The following is an 18161-nucleotide window of genomic DNA, read 5'->3' as shown; positions in this document are numbered from 1 at the left end:
GAAACCCTCCCGGGGCTTGCCACAAGAGATCGGGGAGGGTGTGAAACCCTCCCGGGGGGTGCCGCAAGCGCCACGCTTGGGGCCCAAGACCAAAGGCCAAGGCCAAAACCCTTGGCGCGCGCGCCCTTGCCCTGCTATCCTGCAGCTGCAAACGAAAGGCGCCGCAGTGCAGAAGCCGGAAATCCCCCTCCTTGCCGATCATACGCTGATCACCCCCACGGCCTCGATCCGGCCGGAGGCGCATGGCTGGCGGGCGAAATGCCTGCAACGCCTGATCCGGCTGGAGCTGCCCGTGCCGCGCACCGTGGCCCTTCCCACCCAGACCGTGCGCGCCATCGCTCAGGGCACCACGATCGACACATCGGCCGTCTTGCAGCTGTTTGGGCCGGCGCCGCTGGTTTCCGTGCGGCCCTCGCCCGCCAATCCCTTGTGGGGCGGGCCGGGGACGATCCTGAACGTCGGCATGAACGCCGCCCGCCACCGCGCCTTGCGCGACAGCCATGGGGCCGAGGCGGCGGACGCGCTGTTCCTGCGCTTTGTCACCGCCTATTCCACCCATGTCGCCCGCCTTGACCCCGACGCCTTCCAGACCGGGCTGAACACCGCCGACAGTCTGCGTGAGGCCCTGCGGTCCTATGAGCGCGAGATGGACGAGCCCTTCCCCGAGGACCCTGCCCGCCAGCTGACCGAGGTTTTGCGGTCGATGGCGCGGGCCTGGGAGGGGACCTCGGCCCGGCTTTTGCGCCAGGCCAAGGGCGCGCCGCAGGATGCCGCCCTGGGGCTTGTCGTGCAAGAGATGGCGCAGGGCATCGGCCCGGGCCTTTCGGGCGCGGGCGTCATCCAGTTCGTCGATGCGATCACCGGGGCGCCGCAGGTCACGGGGCGCTATCTGGGCCAATCCCAGGGGCGCGCGGCCTTGCGCGAACAGGACGCGCTGTATCTGACGCAGGATGCGCGCGGCCCCTCGTTGCAGGACCTGTCGCCCGCGATCTTTGAACGGCTGGAGGCTTACGGCGTCGCCACCCGCGCCCGGCTGCGCGAAGAGATGCAAATCGAATTCACCATCGAAGACGGGCGCTTGGCCATCATCGACGCGGTCAAGGTCTCACGCTCGGCGCGGGCGGGGCTGCGGATTGCGGTGGCTTTGGCCGATGACGAGATTATCTCGCGCAATGATGCGATCTTGCGGGTCGAACCGCGCAGCCTGACCGAACTTCTGCATCCGCAAGTTGACCCCCGCGTGGCGCGGGATGTGGTGACGCGGGGGATTGCGGCCTCTCCGGGGGCTGCGACCGGGCGGGTGGTGTTTTCCTCGACCGCGGCCCAGGCGGCCAAATCGCGGGGCGAGGATTGCATCCTGTGCCGGCGCGAGACCCAGCCCGAGGATATCCGCGGGATGCACGCTTCGGCGGGGGTGCTGACGGAACGGGGGGGGACGACCTCTCATGCCGCGGTGATCGCGCGGGGGATCGGGGTGCCTGCAGTCGTGGGCGCCAATGGGTTGCGCATCGACGCCAAGGAACGGCGGATCACCGCGCCCGATGGCCGCATCTTCCACGAGGGCGACCAGATCACGGTGGACGGATCAACCGGCGAGGTTCTGGCGGGGGCTGCGGTGATGCTGGCCGCGGCGCTGGATGACAATTTCCAAAAGCTTCTGGGCTGGGCCGATGCCGTGCGCGACATCGGCATCCGGGCCAATGCCGACACGCCTTCGGATGCCTCGACCGCGCGCAGGTTTGCCGCCGAGGGGATCGGGCTTTGCCGCACCGAACACATGTTCTTTGACGAAGACCGCCTGGTCGTGATGCGCGAGATGATCTTTGCCGGATCGGCGCCCGACCGCGCCGCGGCCTTGGCGCGTCTTTTGCCGATGCAGCGCGCCGATTTCGTCCAGCTTTTCGCCATCATGCAGGGCCTGCCGGTCTGCATCCGCCTGTTCGACCCGCCTTTGCATGAATTCCTGCCACAGTCCAAAGAGGGTCTGCGCGAGTTGGCCGAGGCCTTGAACCTGCCGCTGTCCGAAGTCACCCGCCGCGCCGAGGCCCTGTCCGAGGCCAATCCGATGCTGGGGATGCGCGGTGTGCGGCTGGGCGTCGTCCTGCCGGAAATCTACGAGATGCAGGCGCGGGCGATCTTTGAGGCGACGGTGGAGGCGGGCAAACAGGGCACGCCGGTCGTGCCCGAGGTGATGATCCCGCTGGTCTCTGCCTCCCGCGAGGTCGAGTTGGTCAAGACCAATATCGACAAGGTCGCGGCCGCGGTAAAGGTCCAGACCGGGGTGGCCTTTGAATACAAGCTGGGCGTCATGGTCGAAACCCCGCGGGCCGCGCTGCGCGCCGGAGAGATCGCCCATCACGCGGCCTTTCTGTCTTTTGGCACCAACGACCTGACGCAGATGACCTATGGCCTGTCGCGCGACGATGCCGGGCGGTTCATGGGGACCTATGTGGCGCAGGGCGTTTTCCCCGAAGATCCCTTCATGTCGCTGGATGTGGACGGGGTGGGGGAACTCTTGTTGATCGGGGCAGAACGGGGGCGGGCGACGCGCGGCGACCTGACGCTTTCGATCTGCGGCGAGCATGGCGGCAACCCCGAATCGATTGATTTCTGTCGCCGCGCCCGATTCGATTACGTCTCTTGCAGCCCTTACCGGGTGCCTTTGGCGCGGTTGGCGGCGGCGCATCTGGCTTTGGCCGATGCTGTGGATAAGTCGAAATAGGACACAAGATCATGGGGATGCACCCCGAAGCTAAGATATTGGTTTAAGATTTTCGGCGGATTTCCGCGCAAATTTCTGGTGAATCCGGCGGAATCCGTCCCCACCGTAGACCGGTCACATTCTCGCCATTAACCCCGGGTCTTGTCGCCCCGTCCCTGCACGACGGGTGACGATATGGAAACAACCGGGAACAAAGTCCAATGCGCTTGCAGCTTTCAGAGACAATGGTGGCCATGGCCCTCATGATCTCGGGCGCGGCCCACGCCGATGTGACGGTGAGCCAGTCCAACACCCCTGCCCAGGAAATGGGCGCAGAATTCGCGGCCCTTCTGGGCGCCGAACATGACACGGTCAACGCGCTGCCCCAGGCAGAGCTGATGGCCCTGGCCAAGGGCCCCGAGGCCAAGGCCGCAAAGACCGAAGCGGCCCCCGCCATCGACTATACCGATGCCTGGCTGGCCAGCCTGCCCGCGCCGCAGGGCGACGCGGAATATGACTGCCTGCGCGAGGCGATCTATTTCGAAAGCCGGGGCGAGGACCTGCCGGGCCAATTCGCCGTGGCCGAAGTGATCCTGAACCGGGTCGAGGCGGCGGGTTTCCCCAAGACCGTCTGCGGCGTGGTGAATTCCAAGGGCAAAGGCGACTGCGCCTTTTCCTATGTCTGCGACGCAGCCCCCGAGGTCATGCGTGATCCCATGGCCGCCGACCGTGCCAGCCGCATCGCCCGCGCCATGCTGGACGGTGCGCCGCGCAACCTGACCCAGGGTGCGACCTTCTTTCACGCCACTTACGTCAGCCCGAACTTTGGCGATGTGACCCGGACGGCCGCCATCGGCGCGCATCTGTTTTACCGCGCCAACTGACGCGGGCGCCGAAATGGGGTCGCGCAGCTTGCACAAGCCGTCGCCATGAGGCAAATCCGGGCCGGGGTCAGGCGCTAACCTGACCCGGTTCTGGGGCAGCCGCGCCCCGATCTTATGGGGAAGCCATGAGCACCGACACCCGCCTTGCCTTCGCCCATCCCGAAGAGCGCAGCCTGGCCACGGCCAGCGCCTCGCCGCGCGACCGTATCAGTCTGCGCGATCACATCGTCGAGGCCGATATCGGCGCCTTTCAGGTCGAGCGCGGCCATACCCAGCGGCTGATGTTCAACGTCGTGGTCGAGGTCCGCCCCGTGGCCCAGCCGCTGAACGACGATGTCGACCGCATCCTGTCTTATGACCGGCTGACCGAGGCGATTGCCGAGGAACTGGCCGCGGAACGGCTGAACCTGCTGGAGACCCTGGCCGAGCGCGTCGCCGAAAAGATCCTGGCCGAGCCTCAGGCCATGCGCGCCTTCATCCGCATCGAAAAGCTGGACATCGGCCCCTATAAGCTGGGGGTGGAAATCGTGCGCAGCCGCGCCGAGACCGCCTTGCAGGTCGTGGGGACGGATGGGATGACGGCCTCGGTGCATCCTTTGGTGGTTTATCTCGACAATGCGACGATTGCGGCGCCCGACCTTGGCGCGCGGCTGGATGGATGGCAGGCCAGCGGTCAGCCGGTGATCTTGTGCGTCGGCCTGCCCGATCTGGCGCGGCCCGTGACGGGGCACAAGCCCACCCAGCGCCGGGTGGATATGCTGGCCATCGAGCAGAACGCCTGGACGCTGGGCGCCCGCGATCCGCGCTGTGTGGTCATGGCCACGCGGACCGAAATCGACTGGGCGGTGAAGCGCGGTCAGATGCTGGTCTGGGCGCCCTCCAAGATGGTGCTGGATGCGGTGGACGGCCCGTCCAACCGCGAGCCGGTGGCGCTGGCCCTGTGGCTGGCCGAGGTGATGGCGGCGGACCGGCTGATCGTTCACGGCGATGTTGCACTTCCGGCGGGAAGCCGCGTGAGCGTCGCGCGCGCCTGAGCCTGGGGCGGATGGGGGCTTGTTTGGGCTTGGGCTGCGGCCTAATCCCTGTCTTGGCACTTGCGGAACGCAGGGAAGGTTTCACACCCTCCCGGACCGCCGCGCCTTCGGTTGCTCGGACCAATGGCGAAACCGAAGGCGCATGTGGAGTATTTAAGCCAGTATGAAAGGGCCAAGCTTGCGCGCGTATTATCGACCCATTGCGATGGCGGAACGGGTGTCGGGGGCTTTGCCTCTGGCGGGCGGGACCCAATGGTTCGCCCAAGTCGAGGTTCTGACCCGGGAGGGCGGCCGCATCGTGGCGGCTTCGGAGCTTTCGGGCGAGGTGCGCGACAGGCTCTCGGGCCCGCGCGGGGGGTTTGGCGGGCTGGACATGGGGCGCACGCGGCTCATGGGGATCTTGAACGTCACGCCCGACAGTTTCTCGGATGGTGGGCTGTTTTTGCGGCCCGAAGCGGCGGTGGGTCAGGCGCGGATCATGGCGGGCGCCGTCGACATCCTGGACATCGGCGGCGAAAGCACGCGGCCCGGGGCGGTCGAGGTGGCGGTGGCCGAAGAGATCGCCCGGACCGCGCCGGTGATTGCCGCCTTGCGGGCGGGCGGGCTGGAGGCGCCGATCTCGATCGACACACGGAAGGCCGCGGTGGCGGAGGCAGCTTTGGCCGCGGGGGCGTCCTGGGTCAATGACGTGACGGCCTTGCGGTTTGACCCGGGGATGGCGGCGGTCGTGGCACAGGCGGGCTGTCCGGTCGTGCTGATGCATTCGGTGGCCGATCCGCAGACCATGCAGGATGATCCGCGGTATGACGATGTGCTGTTGGACGTCTATGATGCCCTGGCCGAGCGGGTGGCTGTGGCCGAGGCCGCGGGGATTTCCCGTGACCGTATCGCCATTGACCCCGGCATCGGCTTTGGCAAGACGCTGGAGCACAACTTGACGCTGCTGCGCGGCCTGTCGGTGTTTCACGACCTGGGGCTGCCGGTGCTGCTCGGCGCCTCGCGCAAGCGGTTTATCGGGACGATTGGCGCCGAGGCCGATGCGGCCAAGCGGATGCCGGGGTCCTTGGCGGTGGCGCTTTGGGGCGCGGCCCAGGGGATGCAGATGATCCGTGTCCATGACGGGTCCGAGACGCGGCAGGCGTTGAAATTGTGGGAAGCGGTGCAAGGGGTTAGCGCATGAGGAAGTTGTTTGGCACCGATGGCGTGCGCGGGCGGGCGAACACCTATCCGATGACGGCCGAGATGGCCTTGAAGCTGGGGGCCGCCGCCGGGCGCTATTTCAAGCGCGGCTCGGGGGCGCATCGGGTTGTGATCGGCAAGGACACGCGGCTTTCCGGTTACATGCTGGAGAATGCCATGACGGCCGGCCTGACCTCGACCGGCATGAACGTGCTGCTTCTGGGTCCGGTGCCGACGCCCGCGGTGGGGTATCTGACGCGGTCGATGCGGGCGGACCTCGGCGTGATGATCAGCGCCTCGCACAACCCGCATCAGGACAACGGCATCAAGTTCTTTGGGCCTGACGGGTTCAAACTGTCCGATGAGGCCGAGGCCGAGATCGAGGCCCTTGTGGCCGCCGATATCCCCCCCGTCCTGCCCGAGGATATTGGCCGCGCGCGGCGGATCGAGGATGGCCGCGGTCGCTATCAGGAATTCGTCAAGACGACCTTTCCTTCGGGCCTGACCCTTGAAGGCCTGAAGGTCGTGATCGACTGTGCCAATGGCGCGGCCTACAAGGCGGCCCCGGAAGTTCTGTGGGAGCTGGGCGCGACCGTGATTCCGGTGGGCGTCAGCCCGAACGGCACCAATATCAACGAAAACGTCGGCTCCACCCATCCGCAGACCGCCGCCGAGGCGGTGGTGGCCCATGGCGCGCATCTGGGCATATCCTTGGACGGCGATGCCGACCGGGTGATGATCCTGGACGAGGCCGGGACCGTGGCCGATGGCGATCAGGTCATGGCCCTGCTGGCGGCACGCTGGGCCAGCGAAGGCCGGCTGCAAGGCGATACGCTGGTGGCCACCGTCATGTCGAACCTGGGGCTGGAACGCTTTTTGACGGCCAAGGGCCTGCACCTGGAACGCACGGCTGTGGGCGACCGCTATGTGGTCGAGGCGATGCGCCGCGGCGGCTGGAACCTGGGCGGTGAGCAATCGGGCCATATCGTGATGACCGACTATGCCACGACCGGCGATGGCCTGCTGGCCGGCCTGCATTTCCTGGCCGAGATGGTGCGCACCGGCGAAAAGGCCTCGCGCCTGATCCGCCAGTTCGACACGGTCCCGCAACTGTTGAAAAACGTCCGCTATGCCGATGGCCAGCGCCCCCTGGACCATGACACGGTCAAGGCCACGATTGCGGCCTCGGAACGTCGCCTGACCGGCAAGGGCCGCCTCTTGATCCGCAAGAGCGGCACCGAACCCCTGATCCGCGTGATGGCCGAATGTGAGGACCCGGGGCTTTTGGCCGAAGTCGTCGACGAAATCGTCTTTGCCGTGGAAAAGGCCACCCGCTAGGCGCCAGCGGCGGAACCAAAGCACATCATCGAAAAAGGCGCGCCCGGTCTCCCCTGGCGCGCCTCTTTCATTTCATCTTTTCAAAAATATCCCACGGAGGGGTCCGGGGAGGTGTGAAACCTCCCCGGCGCTTTCAACAAGCGTCTCACCCCACGTGATAAAGCGACGCAAACAACCGCGGGTCCAGGCTTTCGGCCGCAAAGGTCGGCCCTTCGGTCAGGACCGACACCGCGTCATGCGAATGCAAGCTCTCCTGATGCGAGGCCACGATGCGGAAATCGCGGATGCGGTCATCGGCCTGAAGCGCGGCGCAGAAGCTGCGTGCCGCATCCTCGACGAAAATCGGGTTGGCGGCGTTCAGCTCGGCAAAGGCCTGCTCGTCCTCGCGCTTCACCATCACTTGCGTTTCGGTCGGCACGGCCTGACGGGCCAGCTCGATCAGGTCTTCGAACCACATTATATCGCCCACGGTTTCCACCGAAATCCGCGCGACAGAGCGTTGCGAATGAGGCGTCGCCAACTGGCCGCGCATCATGCGGGCATGTTCCGACAGCTCCAGCGAGCAAGGGCAGGTCGAGGAATAGACGAAATCCAGATGCATGATCTTCTTGCGCACCCCGGCCTTTTCCACCAGCTCCAGCGCGATGTCGTAATACTGCCAGCCCGCCAGGCCGGACCGCAGCGAGGCCACCTTGACCGGGAAGGAAAACCGCATCTGGATGCGCGCGTCAAAGGACCCCAGGTCGCGCTTGTAGTCGTCCAGCGCGTGTTCGATGACCTGGAACGAGAAATCCCGCTCGGAATGGGCGTAAAACGACCGCATGATGCGGCTCATGTTGATGCCCTTTTTCTCGGCCTCAAGGCTGACCGTCCCCGTCACCGAGGTTTCCAGCACCACTTCCCCGGCATCGCGGGTGCGATAGCGGATCGGCAGGCGGAAATTGGAAATGCCGACATGCTGGATGACCTGCTTGGCCCCCACGATCAGGCTGGAGGGCCCGTTCTGCAGGTCGGGCATGGCGTCCTTATAGGCGGCGTCGGGGCGGAAATCCTCTGGATAGGCGCGCGAGAGCACGGGATAGCCCGCGATCAGCCGCCCGACAGCGGGGTCCAGCGCCACGATATCCGAGGCGCTTGCCCGGTCCGCCCAGCGTTTCAGGACCTCCAGCGCGGCTTCGGCCTCGGCGCGGCCCGGCTTGCGGTCGAATTCTGGATCGTGAATGTTCATGGCGGCTTCCCCTGATCAGGTCGCAAGAAGGCAATATAGGGCATCGGACCTCCGATCCCAAGTCTTACCGAAGTCTTACGATGGAAAGGCGACATTGGATCAAATTCATTCGGGTCGCGGTGAAGGAAAGGTAAAGGGCCGGCCCCGCAGGACTGGCCCCGCAGGACTGGCCCCCCCCTGTCAGATCGCAGCCAGACCGCGCCGCAGATCGGCGATCAGGTCGCCCGCATCCTCCAGCCCGACCGAGAACCGGATCAGGCCCGGCGTGATGCCCAGCTTGTCCTTCTGATCCTGCGGCAAACGCTGGTGGGTCGTGGTCGCCGGATGGGTGGCGATCGACTTGGCATCGCCCAGGTTGTTGGAAATCTTGGCGATTTCCAGCGCGTTCATGAAGCGGAAGGCGCCTTCCTTGCCGCCTGCGACTTCAAAGGTCACCAAAGTGCCCCCCGTCCCCATCTGCGCCATGGCCAGATCATGCTGCGGATGGCTGGCGAGCCCCGGATAGATCACCCGCGTCACCTTGGCCTCGGCCTCCAAAGCCGTGGCCACCCGCAAGGCGGCATCGGCCATGGCCCGACAGCGCAGGTCCAGCGTCACCATGCCTTGCAGATGCAGCCAGGCGTTAAACGGCGAAATCGCCGCCCCGGTGTGTTTCAGATAGGGTTCCGCCACCTTGCGCACGAAATCCTTCGTGCCGCAGATCACCCCGCCCAGGGCCTTGCCCTGCCCGTCGATATGCTTGGTCGAGGAATAGATCACCACATCGGCGCCCTGTTCCACCGCCCGCGAAAAGATCGGCGTGGCAAAGACATTGTCCACGATGACCAAGGCGCCGACCGCATGGGCAATCTGTGACACCGCAGCAATATCCACCAGCTCCAAAGTCGGATTCGACATCGACTCGAAAAAGACCGCCTTGACCCCCGGCACGACCGCCGCCCGCCATTGATCCAGATCCGCCCCATCGACGAACGTCACTTTGACGCCATAGCGCGTCAGGACCTCTTCCAGGATATACAGACAGGACCCGAACAGCGCCCGCGAGGACACCACATGATCCCCCGCCCGCAGCATGGACACCAAGGCGCCATTGACCGCCGCCATCCCCGACGCGGTGGCAAAGGCGTCCTCGGTCCCCTCCAGCGCCGCGATGCGCTCTTCGAACATGCGGGTCGTGGGGTTGCCATAGCGGGCATAGATGAACTCGTCATCGCCCGCCTTGATGAACCGCTGTTCGGCCGACTCGGCGTCGGGATAGGCAAAGCCCTGCGTCAGATACAGCGCCTCGGCCATCTCGCCATATTGGCTGCGACGGCTGCCTTCATGCACCAGTTTCGTGCGGATGTTCCACTCGCTCATCCGGTCCTCCTTATGGGCCGCCGTCTTGCAACGGGGACCCGGGTTGCCCGGAGAGAGGGGCCATCAGCCCCACCTTTTAGCGGAATGTTTAACGTGGCCCGCAATCCGGTTCAAAGCGCCACGGACAGGGATTACCAGCCCCCCCGCCAAGGGTCAAGCGCCCCGCCTCTTTGCGCGCGCCCGCCTCTTTGCGCGCGCCCGCCTCTTTGCGCGCGCCCGCCTCTTTGCGCGCGCCCGCCTCTTTCACATTGGCTCAAATATTCCGGGGGAGGTCTGGAGGGGGCAGAGCCTCCTCCAGCGCTGTCCGTCAGAACCGACCGTAGCCCTTGGTCCAGGCCATCTCCACCGTCCGCTCCAGCGCCTGGGCCACGCGTTTGACGCCCAAAGGCAAAAGCCCGAAATAGATCAGCCAGACCGCCAGGGATTGCTGGATCATCGCCTCGTTCAACAGCACAAGGCCCAGATACATCACCGCCATGACCCGCGCCATCAGCGCATCTGAGGCGGGCGGACGGTTGCCCGGCACGAAATGCCGCGTCATCGCATGGCCGCCCGCGATGACGTCCAAAAGGTAAAGCCCCGCCATCAAAAGGAAATAGCCCGACAGAAAGCGCTGGCACCACAGGGGCTCGCCCAAGGTGACAAGAGCCGCAAAGACCAGAGGCCCGAACAGCAGCGCCAGCAAAAGCGCGCGCCGCCCCGAAATCGTCACGGCCAGGTTGTTCACCGTCACATTCGCCCGCAAAGCGAGGCGCAGCGCCACAGCCAAGACAAAGGCCAGCATGAAGGCGTCGCGCTCGGAGGGCAGGACGGCGGTCAACAGCGGCCAGGACAGCGCCATGACGACCAGGGGCAGCACCTGCACCCAGGGCAAGCCGTCCTCCTTGCGGAAAACCGCTCGAAACCCGTCAAAGGTCGCCTTGATCTCGTCCCACATGGCCCACGCCCCCGCGTTGTGTCGGGGGAATGTCTCATGCAAAGACGGCGGAAAAACGGCGGGATTCAGGTCTTGTCGGTGCCTTTGTCGGTGCCTTTGTCCGTGTCCTTGTCGGTCCCGTATTTCTGCAAAAGCCCGGCTTGGCTGACCAGAAACCCGAACATCGCCACCGTCAGCCCCACGACCTTGAAGGTCAGCCAGGTCCCATCCGAGAAGTTGCGCCAGACGATCTCGTTGGCAAGTGCCATGACCAGAAAGAACACCGCGATGCGCCGCGTCAGGATCATCCAGCCCTGTTCCTGCATGGGCAAAGCCTCGCCCAGGACCAGCTTCAGCCAGCTTTGCCCGCGCAACAGGCCAAGCCCCAGAATCCCCGCGAAAAACACATAGATGATGGTCGGCTTCATCTTGATGAAATGCGCATCGTTGAACCAAATCGTCAGCCCGCCCATGAACAGCACGACGACCAGGGTAAAGACCTGCATCCCCGACAGCTTCCCCGTCAGCCGCCATTGCGCCAGCGTCGCCAAGGCCTGCAGCACGACAAAGACCCCGGTGGCCAGGACCAGACCCTGATACGCGACCCCCGCCACCGTCACGCTGCGGTCCTTGAAGGCCATCCAGGCCAGCAGGAACACGACCAAAGGCCCGTATTCCAGCGCGGTTTTCCATTTCGTCATGCTGCCACCTCCATCATCACGGCGCCCAGTGCGATCAGCCCCATCAGGGCGCCGCGCAACCATCCCACCTTTTCACCCAAGACCAGCCAGCCGATCAAGGCCGCAAAGACCACCGAGGTCTCGCGCAGGGCCGCCGCAAGCCCCACATGATCCAACCGTGTCGCAATCATCACCGACCCGAAAGAGGCAAATGCCACCAGCGCGCCAAAGACGCCCCGCGCCGCCAGGCCCCCTAGCCGGGCGCGGTCAACCCCTTGCCAGCGCCGCCAGGTCAGGGCCGGGATGAACAGGCTGTCGACCACAAAGAACCAGGCCAGAAAGGTAAAAGGGTCCTCGACCGCCCTGATCCCCCAGGCGTCATAGGTCGTATAGGCGGCGACAAAGCCTCCGGTCAGCAGCGCCAGCGCCAGCGCGGGGGCCAGGCTCATCGGCCGCTCCATCCGGGTCAGGGCCGCGACCGACAGGCCAAAGATGCCGGCGACCAGCAGCCCAAGCCCCGCCCATTGGCCGGGGGCAAAGGCCTCGCCAAAGACGGCCCCGGCAAAGATCACCGTGAACACCGGGCCGGTGCCGCGGACAATCGGATAGGCGACGGTATAGGGCGCGCGGTCATAGGTCATGGCCTGGGCGATCTTGTATCCGGCATGGATGACAAAGGCCCCGGCAAAGATCGGCGCCTGCGCCAGCGTGGGCCAGGGCACCAGGAACAAGGCCACCGGCAGCGCCATCACCCCGTAACAGGCGTCGATGGCGGCCCGCGCCAGCCAAGGGTCATCGCGGCCCTTTTGCAGCGCGCCAAACAACGCATGAAGAAAGGCCGCCACGATGGCAAGAATGACGGCGATCCGGTGCCCCTCGGCCGTGCCTGCCAAAGAGGTGACGATCTGGCCCAATCAGTCCAGACCCACCAGAGCCCGCGCGAAATCCTGCGGATCAAAGGGCTGCAGGTCGTCGATCTGTTCGCCCACGCCAATCGCATGGATCGGCAGGCCGAATTTGTCGGCCAGCGCCACCAGGACGCCGCCGCGCGCCGTGCCATCCAGCTTGGTCATCACAAGCCCCGAGACATCGGCGATCTTGCGAAAGATCTCGACCTGGGCCAGCGCGTTCTGCCCCGTGGTCGCATCCAGCACCAACAGCGTGTTATGCGGCGCGGTGGGGTCGACCTTGCGGATGACGCGAACGATCTTGGCCAGCTCCTCCATCAGGTCGGCGCGGTTTTGCAAGCGGCCCGCCGTGTCGATCATCAACAGGTCGGCGCCCTCGGCCTGGGCGCGGGTCAGCGCGTCAAAGGCGAGGCTTGCGGGGTCGGAGCCCTCTGGCGCGGTCAGGACCGGCACCCCTGCCCGCGTGCCCCAGACCTGCAGCTGTTCGACCGCCGCCGCGCGAAACGTGTCGCCCGCCGCAATCACCACCTTTTTGCCCGCCGCCTTGAACTGGCTGGCGAGTTTCCCGATCGTCGTGGTCTTGCCCGACCCATTGACCCCCACGACCAACACGACCTGCGGCTTTTGCGGATAGATCGGCAGGGGCCGCGCGACGGGCTCCAGGATGCGCGCGACCTCATCTGCCAGCGCGCCCTTGATCTCGGCCGTCGTCACCCGCCGCCCCAGACGCCCGGCCGCGATATTGGCCGTGACCCGCAAAGAGGTCTCGACCCCCATGTCGGACTGGATCAGCAGCTCTTCCAGGCTTTCCAGCATGGCATCATCAAGCACCCTTGACGCCTCGTCCCGGCCCAGAAGCCGCCCGATCAGGCCCGGTTTCTCGGGGGCCTCTTCGCTGACCAGCGCGTCCAGCCCCTCGTCGATCTTGGCCGACGAACGGAAGAGACGGTCGCGCAGCTTGGAGAAAAAGGCCATGTCACCCTCGGGAAAGCTTTATCCCCACCTAAGACGCGCAGCCCCGCGATGCAAGCGTCAGGCAAAAAGCGCCTGAAGCCGCCCGGTGTCGATGGCGCGGCAGATATGGCCCGGGGGCTTGAAGGTCGCCACGTCCTCGCCCGCCACCAGGGCGTTGATCACCGCCTCTTCGACGGACCGCACGGCGCCCAGGTAAAGGTCGTCCAGCAGTTCGATGTTCAGCTCGGGCCGCAGCGCCAAGGCAGGCGCGAATTGCGGCATGGGGCCGGGATTGGCGGTGGACAGCGCCAGGAAGATATCGCCCGAATTGTTCCCCCCCGGTGTGCCGCCCCGCCCGACCCCCAAGGCCGCCCGCTTGGCCAGCTGGCGCAAAGCCAGCCCCGAAAGCGGCGCATCGGTGGCCAGGATCACGATGATCGACCCGCTTTCCTTGGCGTAAAACGACCCTTCCGGCATCAGCTCGCCCACCGGGCGGCCCAGAACAGAAAGCCAGGGGCGGATGCCGTGATTGGCCTGCACCAAGGCCGCCACCGTGTAATCCTGCCCCCCCAAGGCCACGCGGCGAGACGAGGTCCCGGTGCCGCCCTTGAACTCATAGGCGATCATCCCGTTGCCCCCGCCGGTCGAGCCCTCGGCCACCGGGCCGGGCTTCAGGTCGGCCAAGGCGGCCAACGCATGTTCGGGGCGCACCGAGAGCGCGTTGATATCGTTCAGCACCCCGTCATAGGTCTCGGCCACGACGGGCATGGCCCAGGCATGTTCCTTCGCAAAATAGTCAGCATAGTGGCCGATCATCCATTCGGTCGCCCCCAGATGCGCCGCGCCCACCCCATGGGTGTTGGTGATCAGCACCGGCCCGATGAAATAGCCCGCGTCGTTGATCCAATGCGTGCCGGTCATCTCTCCGTTGCCGTTCAGCGCATAGTGGCCGGCCCAGACCGGCTGAGGATCGCTCCCCGGGCGCGGCAGGATGGCCGTGACCCCGGTCCGCAAGCCCCGCGCGGGATCGGTCAGGGTGCAAAACCCCACCGTCAGCCCCGCGATATCGGTGATGGCGTTCAGCGGGCCGGTCTGCCCCTTGAAGGGCAGGCCGAGGTCGCGGGCCCTAAGTTTCTTGGCGCGAGGTTTCATGCTGGGGTCTTTCTGGCGCGCAGCCACAGGCCAAGCCCCGCGATCACCACCGAGGACAAGATGATCAGCGTGGCGATGGCGTTGATCTCGGGCTTTACGCCGCGACGGATCATGCCGAAGATGAAGACGGGCAAGGTCGTGTTGTCGGTGCCCGCGATGAAATAGGTGATGACCAGGTCATCCATCGAGATGACAAAGGCCAAAAGCGCCCCGCCCAGGATGCCGGGCGCCAGTTGCGGGATCAGGACCTTGCGCAGGGTGACGAAGGGCGAGGCGCCCAGATCGGCCGAGGCTTCCTCCAGCGCCGGGTCCAGCCCCGCCAACCGCGCCTGCACGATCACGAAGACATATGAGATCAAAAAGGTGCAATGCCCGATGATGATGGTCAGAAGCGAAAGCTGCATCCCCAGCGTCAGGAAAAAGATCAAAAGGCCGATGCCCAGCACGATATCGGGCATCATCATCGGCAAGAGAAGAAAGCCGCCCAGCGCCTTTTGGCCGACAAAGCGCCCCCGCCCCAGCGCGATGGCCAGCGAGGTCCCCAGCACCGTGGCAATGGTCGTGGTGAAAAACGCCACGGTCAAAGAGGTGCGCAGCGCGGCCAGCAGTTGGTCGGTATTCTCGATATACAGCGCGTCGCTGGCGGGCCGTTCGACCGCGGCCCCGAACAGCCCGCGATACCAGTCCAACGTGAACCCGTCCCAGATCATCATGTTGACCGGGTTGGCATTGAAGGAATAGGCGACGATCACCGCCAAGGGCGCATAGATAAAGGCGAAAAAGGCCAGGGACCACAGCGTCAGAAGGCTACGCATGGGCGGCACTCCGCGCCCGGGCCGAGGCGTAAAGCAGGGTCGCCAGAACGACTCCCATGACGATCATCGCCAAGGCCGCGCCAAAGGGCCAGTTGCGCGCCGACAGAAACTGTTGCTCGACCAGATTGCCCACCATCAGCCCCTTGGCGCCCCCCAGCACATCCGGCACGATGAAATTTCCGACCGAGGGGATAAAGACAATGACCGCGCCCCCGATGATCCCCGGCAGGGTCTGCGGCAGCACGACCTTGGTGAAGGTCTGCACCCGGTTCGCGCCCAGATCCATCGAGGCCTCGACCATGGACCGGTCCAGGTTGTCGATGGCACTGTAAAGCGGCAGGAACATGAAGGGGACCATGACATAGACCAGCCCCAGAACGACGGCGGATTGGGTGTAAAGGATCTCCAGCGGGGTCTGGATCAAGCCCGTGGCCAACAGCGTCTGATTGAGCAGCCCCGAGGGTTTCAGGATCAAGAGCCAGGCGTAAAGCCGCACGATCAGGCTGGAGAAGAAGGGCAGCGTCACGAGGAACAGGCAGAACAGCCGCGCACGGGGCGGCAATCGCGCGACCCAGAAGGCCACGGGGTAACAGATCACCAGACACAGACCGACAGTCAGGGCGGCAAAGCCCAGCGACCGCAGCAGGATTTGCAGATAGACCGGCTCATAGATTTCCATGATCCCATCGGCCCAGCCAAAGATGCGGCCGTAGTTCTGGTGGTAAAAGCTCCATTCGACACCGCCGTAAAGCCCCGGCGTCAAAAGCGAAAAGACCGCGATGATCAAAAGCGGCCCCAGGAAAAAGACACCCAGGAACAGTGTGGCGGGGGCCAGCAGAGCCGCGAGGAAGGTGCTTTGCCGCATCACGCCTCCAACAGGTGCAGGGCTTCGGGGTCATGGCCCAAATGGACCTCGGCGCCGACGACCGGGGCGGCGGCATGGTCACGGGCGGTGACACGCAGTTCGGGGCCTCCCACTTTCGGTTGCACATAAAGATGCAGGTCGGCACCCAGATAGACGACCTTGGTAACGACCCCCGCGATGCCCTGTTCGGCCAGGTGAAAATCCGAGGGCCGCAGGCAGGCGGTGAACCGCGCCGCCGGAGGATTGGGCACGGCGAAGATGAGTCCCTCTGGGGTGCGGCCCTGCGCATCAAGGTCGAAAAGGTTGGTTTCGCCGATGAATTCCGCCACGAACCTTGTGCGGGGCTTGCGGTAAATCTCACGCGGGGGGCCGATCTGTTCGATGCGGCCCTTGCGCATGACCACCACGCGGTCGGACATGGTCAGGGCCTCTTCCTGGTCATGGGTGACGAAGACAAAGGCGATGCCAAGCCGGGCCTGCAGCGCCTTCAGCTCCAGTTGCATCTGTTGGCGCAGGTTGCGATCCAGGGCCGACAGGGGCTCGTCCAAGAGCAGAAGCCGCGGTTCGGCCACGATGGCCCGGGCCAAAGCCACGCGCTGCCTTTGGCCGCCCGACAACTGACCGATGGCGCGGGCGCCGAGGCCGGAGAGGCCCACTTTCTCCAGCGCCTCATCCACCCGGGCCTGGCGGGCGGCGCGTCCCATCCCCCGGACTTCCAAGGCATAACCCACGTTGCGCGCCACCGACATATGGCCAAAGAGCGCATAGCTTTGAAAGACCGTGTTGACCGGACGGCGATAGGGGGCCAGGCGCAAAAGGTCCGCGCCCTGCAGGTGGATCGTGCCTTCATCCAGCGCCTCGAAGCCCGAAATCGCGCGCAAAAGCGTGGTCTTGCCGCAGCCCGAGGGGCCAAGCAGCGTCACGAATTCCTCCGCACCGACCTGCAGGTCGACCCCATCGAGGGCCGCCAGCCGGCCGCCCTCCGGGGTCTGGAACACACGCCGCGCGCCCCTGACCGAAAGCAGGCTCATTGCGCGGTCCGGATCGTGTTCCAGGCGCGGTCATAAAGCTTCAGCCCCGCGCCAAGGTCCTCGAAGATCTGCAACCGGGTCAGCGTTTCGGCCGGGACGTTGATCGTGGGGTTCTGCTTGATGAAATCGGGCACCAGATCGCGGGCGGGCACATTGGCGGTGCCGTTGAACTGCTGGGCCACGTTCAGCGCGGCAATCTCGGGGCGCAGGTAGAATTCCATGAAGGCCTTGGCCGCGGCCTTGTTCGGCGCGGTCTTCAGGACGCAGATGTTTTCCTGATACATCGTCGCGCCCTCGACCGGGATGACGTATTTCACATCCGGCGTCTGGGTGAAGAACACATTGCCACCGACAAAGAAATGCGCGGCGCCGATGTCGCCCGAGGTCAGCATGGACATGGAATCATAGGTGAAGGCCGCGACCTTGGACTTTTGCGACAGCAGGTAATCCACCGCGCCTTGCAGGTCGGCCGGATCGGTCGAGTTGACCGATTTGCCGGTCATGATCAGCCCCACCGCCACGACCTCGCGCATGTCGTCCAACAGCGTGACCTTGGCGCCCTTTTCGGCCGCAGCGAAGTAATCGGCCCAGCCGGTGATCGGCCCCGTGACCTTTTCGTTGTAAAAGATCCCCACCGTGCCCCAGGCATAGGGCAGGCAATAGGCGCTGTCCGGGTCCTCTTTCGACCGCAGGTTGGCCGGGTCGATTGCCGCAAACCCGGGGGAAAGGTTGATGTCGGTCTTTTCCAGCAGCCCCAGCTTCAGCATGATGTCATTCATATGCACCGAGGGGAAAACGATGTCATAGCCCGTGGCCCCGGCCTGGATCTTGGCCAGCATCTCTTCGTTCGACGAATAGGTGTCCAGGGTCACTTCGATCCCGGTTTCGGCGGTGAAACCCGCCAGGATCTCGGGGTTGATGTAATCGCCCCAGTTATACAGCGCGAGGGTCTCGGCCCCCGCAGCCTGGATCGAAGCCGCGGACGCCATCAGGCCAAGGGCCAAAGCATAGACCTTCATCATCGTCTCCCGGTTGGACCCGCGGGGCTTTGCCTGCCCGGTCGGGCGTGTTATCGTTATGACAGAAGGCTAACATTCAAAAATAAAGCTGTAAACGC

At 65.1% G+C, this 18161-nt stretch carries 16 protein-coding genes and 1 riboswitch; of the genes, 5 read left to right on the top strand and 11 right to left on the bottom strand.

What is annotated here, in order from left to right:
- Window positions 1-166 precede the first annotated feature (166 nt).
- From NX862_RS02425 to glmM, 5 genes are all read left to right on the top strand, one after another.
- Window positions 167-2722: a putative PEP-binding protein gene (locus NX862_RS02425; protein ID WP_264492278.1), complete on the top strand. Its 2556-nt coding sequence runs from the start codon at window positions 167-169 to the stop codon at window positions 2720-2722.
- Between the two features lie 233 nt (window positions 2723-2955).
- A complete protein-coding gene (locus NX862_RS02420; RefSeq protein WP_264492277.1) occupies window positions 2956-3585 on the top strand; it encodes a cell wall hydrolase in 630 nt (209 codons plus the stop codon).
- Between the two features lie 125 nt (window positions 3586-3710).
- A complete protein-coding gene (locus NX862_RS02415) occupies window positions 3711-4619 on the top strand; it encodes a dihydroneopterin aldolase (RefSeq protein WP_264492276.1) in 909 nt (302 codons plus the stop codon).
- Between the two features lie 163 nt (window positions 4620-4782).
- Entirely contained in the window at window positions 4783-5799 is a 1017-nt protein-coding gene (gene folP, locus NX862_RS02410) for a dihydropteroate synthase (RefSeq protein WP_413694525.1), read from the top strand.
- Entirely contained in the window at window positions 5796-7136 is a 1341-nt protein-coding gene (gene glmM, locus NX862_RS02405; protein WP_264492275.1) for a phosphoglucosamine mutase, read from the top strand. Before folP ends, glmM begins: the two co-directional genes overlap by 4 nt.
- 145 nt (window positions 7137-7281) lie before the next feature.
- Here glmM and folE2 read toward each other — a convergent pair whose 3' ends face one another.
- The 11 genes from folE2 to NX862_RS02350 all read right to left on the bottom strand — a co-directional run bounded on the left by folE2 (window position 7282) and on the right by NX862_RS02350 (window position 18063).
- The gene (gene folE2 / locus NX862_RS02400) at window positions 7282-8364 is read right to left on the bottom strand and encodes a GTP cyclohydrolase FolE2 (protein ID WP_264492274.1); all 1083 of its coding nucleotides are present in this window, start codon (window positions 8362-8364) and stop codon (window positions 7282-7284) included.
- Window positions 8365-8544: 180 nt separating this feature from the next.
- Window positions 8545-9723, bottom strand: coding sequence for an O-succinylhomoserine sulfhydrylase (gene metZ, locus NX862_RS02395; protein WP_264492273.1), 1179 nt, complete (start codon window positions 9721-9723; stop codon window positions 8545-8547).
- Window positions 9724-9779: 56 nt separating this feature from the next.
- A riboswitch (SAM riboswitch) is annotated at window positions 9780-9855 on the bottom strand.
- Window positions 9856-10030: 175 nt separating this feature from the next.
- The gene (locus NX862_RS02390; RefSeq protein WP_264492272.1) at window positions 10031-10660 is read right to left on the bottom strand and encodes a hypothetical protein; all 630 of its coding nucleotides are present in this window, start codon (window positions 10658-10660) and stop codon (window positions 10031-10033) included.
- A 65-nt stretch (window positions 10661-10725) separates the two neighbouring features.
- A complete protein-coding gene (locus NX862_RS02385; RefSeq protein ID WP_264492271.1) occupies window positions 10726-11340 on the bottom strand; it encodes an inner membrane-spanning protein YciB in 615 nt (204 codons plus the stop codon).
- Complete coding sequence (locus tag NX862_RS02380) at window positions 11337-12233, bottom strand: EamA family transporter (RefSeq protein ID WP_264492270.1); 897 nt, start codon at window positions 12231-12233, stop codon at window positions 11337-11339. The genes NX862_RS02385 and NX862_RS02380 overlap by 4 nt, the downstream gene beginning before the upstream one ends.
- On the bottom strand, window positions 12234-13202 hold the full coding sequence (ftsY, locus tag NX862_RS02375; protein ID WP_264492269.1) for a signal recognition particle-docking protein FtsY: 969 nt from the start codon (window positions 13200-13202) through the stop codon (window positions 12234-12236).
- Between the two features lie 57 nt (window positions 13203-13259).
- Complete coding sequence (locus NX862_RS02370; protein ID WP_264492268.1) at window positions 13260-14333, bottom strand: DmpA family aminopeptidase; 1074 nt, start codon at window positions 14331-14333, stop codon at window positions 13260-13262.
- Window positions 14330-15148 (bottom strand): ABC transporter permease, encoded by an 819-nt coding sequence (locus NX862_RS02365; RefSeq protein WP_264492267.1) that lies wholly within the window; start codon window positions 15146-15148, stop codon window positions 14330-14332. The genes NX862_RS02370 and NX862_RS02365 overlap by 4 nt, the downstream gene beginning before the upstream one ends.
- Entirely contained in the window at window positions 15141-16013 is an 873-nt protein-coding gene (locus NX862_RS02360) for an ABC transporter permease (RefSeq protein WP_264492266.1), read from the bottom strand. Before NX862_RS02360 ends, NX862_RS02365 begins: the two co-directional genes overlap by 8 nt.
- Window positions 16013-17044 (bottom strand): ABC transporter ATP-binding protein, encoded by a 1032-nt coding sequence (locus NX862_RS02355; protein ID WP_264492265.1) that lies wholly within the window; start codon window positions 17042-17044, stop codon window positions 16013-16015. The genes NX862_RS02360 and NX862_RS02355 overlap by 1 nt, the downstream gene beginning before the upstream one ends.
- Entirely contained in the window at window positions 17041-18063 is a 1023-nt protein-coding gene (locus tag NX862_RS02350; RefSeq protein ID WP_264492264.1) for a polyamine ABC transporter substrate-binding protein, read from the bottom strand. Before NX862_RS02350 ends, NX862_RS02355 begins: the two co-directional genes overlap by 4 nt.
- Window positions 18064-18161: the final 98 nt, after the last annotated feature.

The sequence above is a fragment of the Stagnihabitans lacustris genome (assembly GCF_025950525.1).
Classification (GTDB): domain Bacteria; phylum Pseudomonadota; class Alphaproteobacteria; order Rhodobacterales; family Rhodobacteraceae; genus Stagnihabitans.
This window is presented reverse-complemented; position numbering and strand designations above follow the sequence as displayed.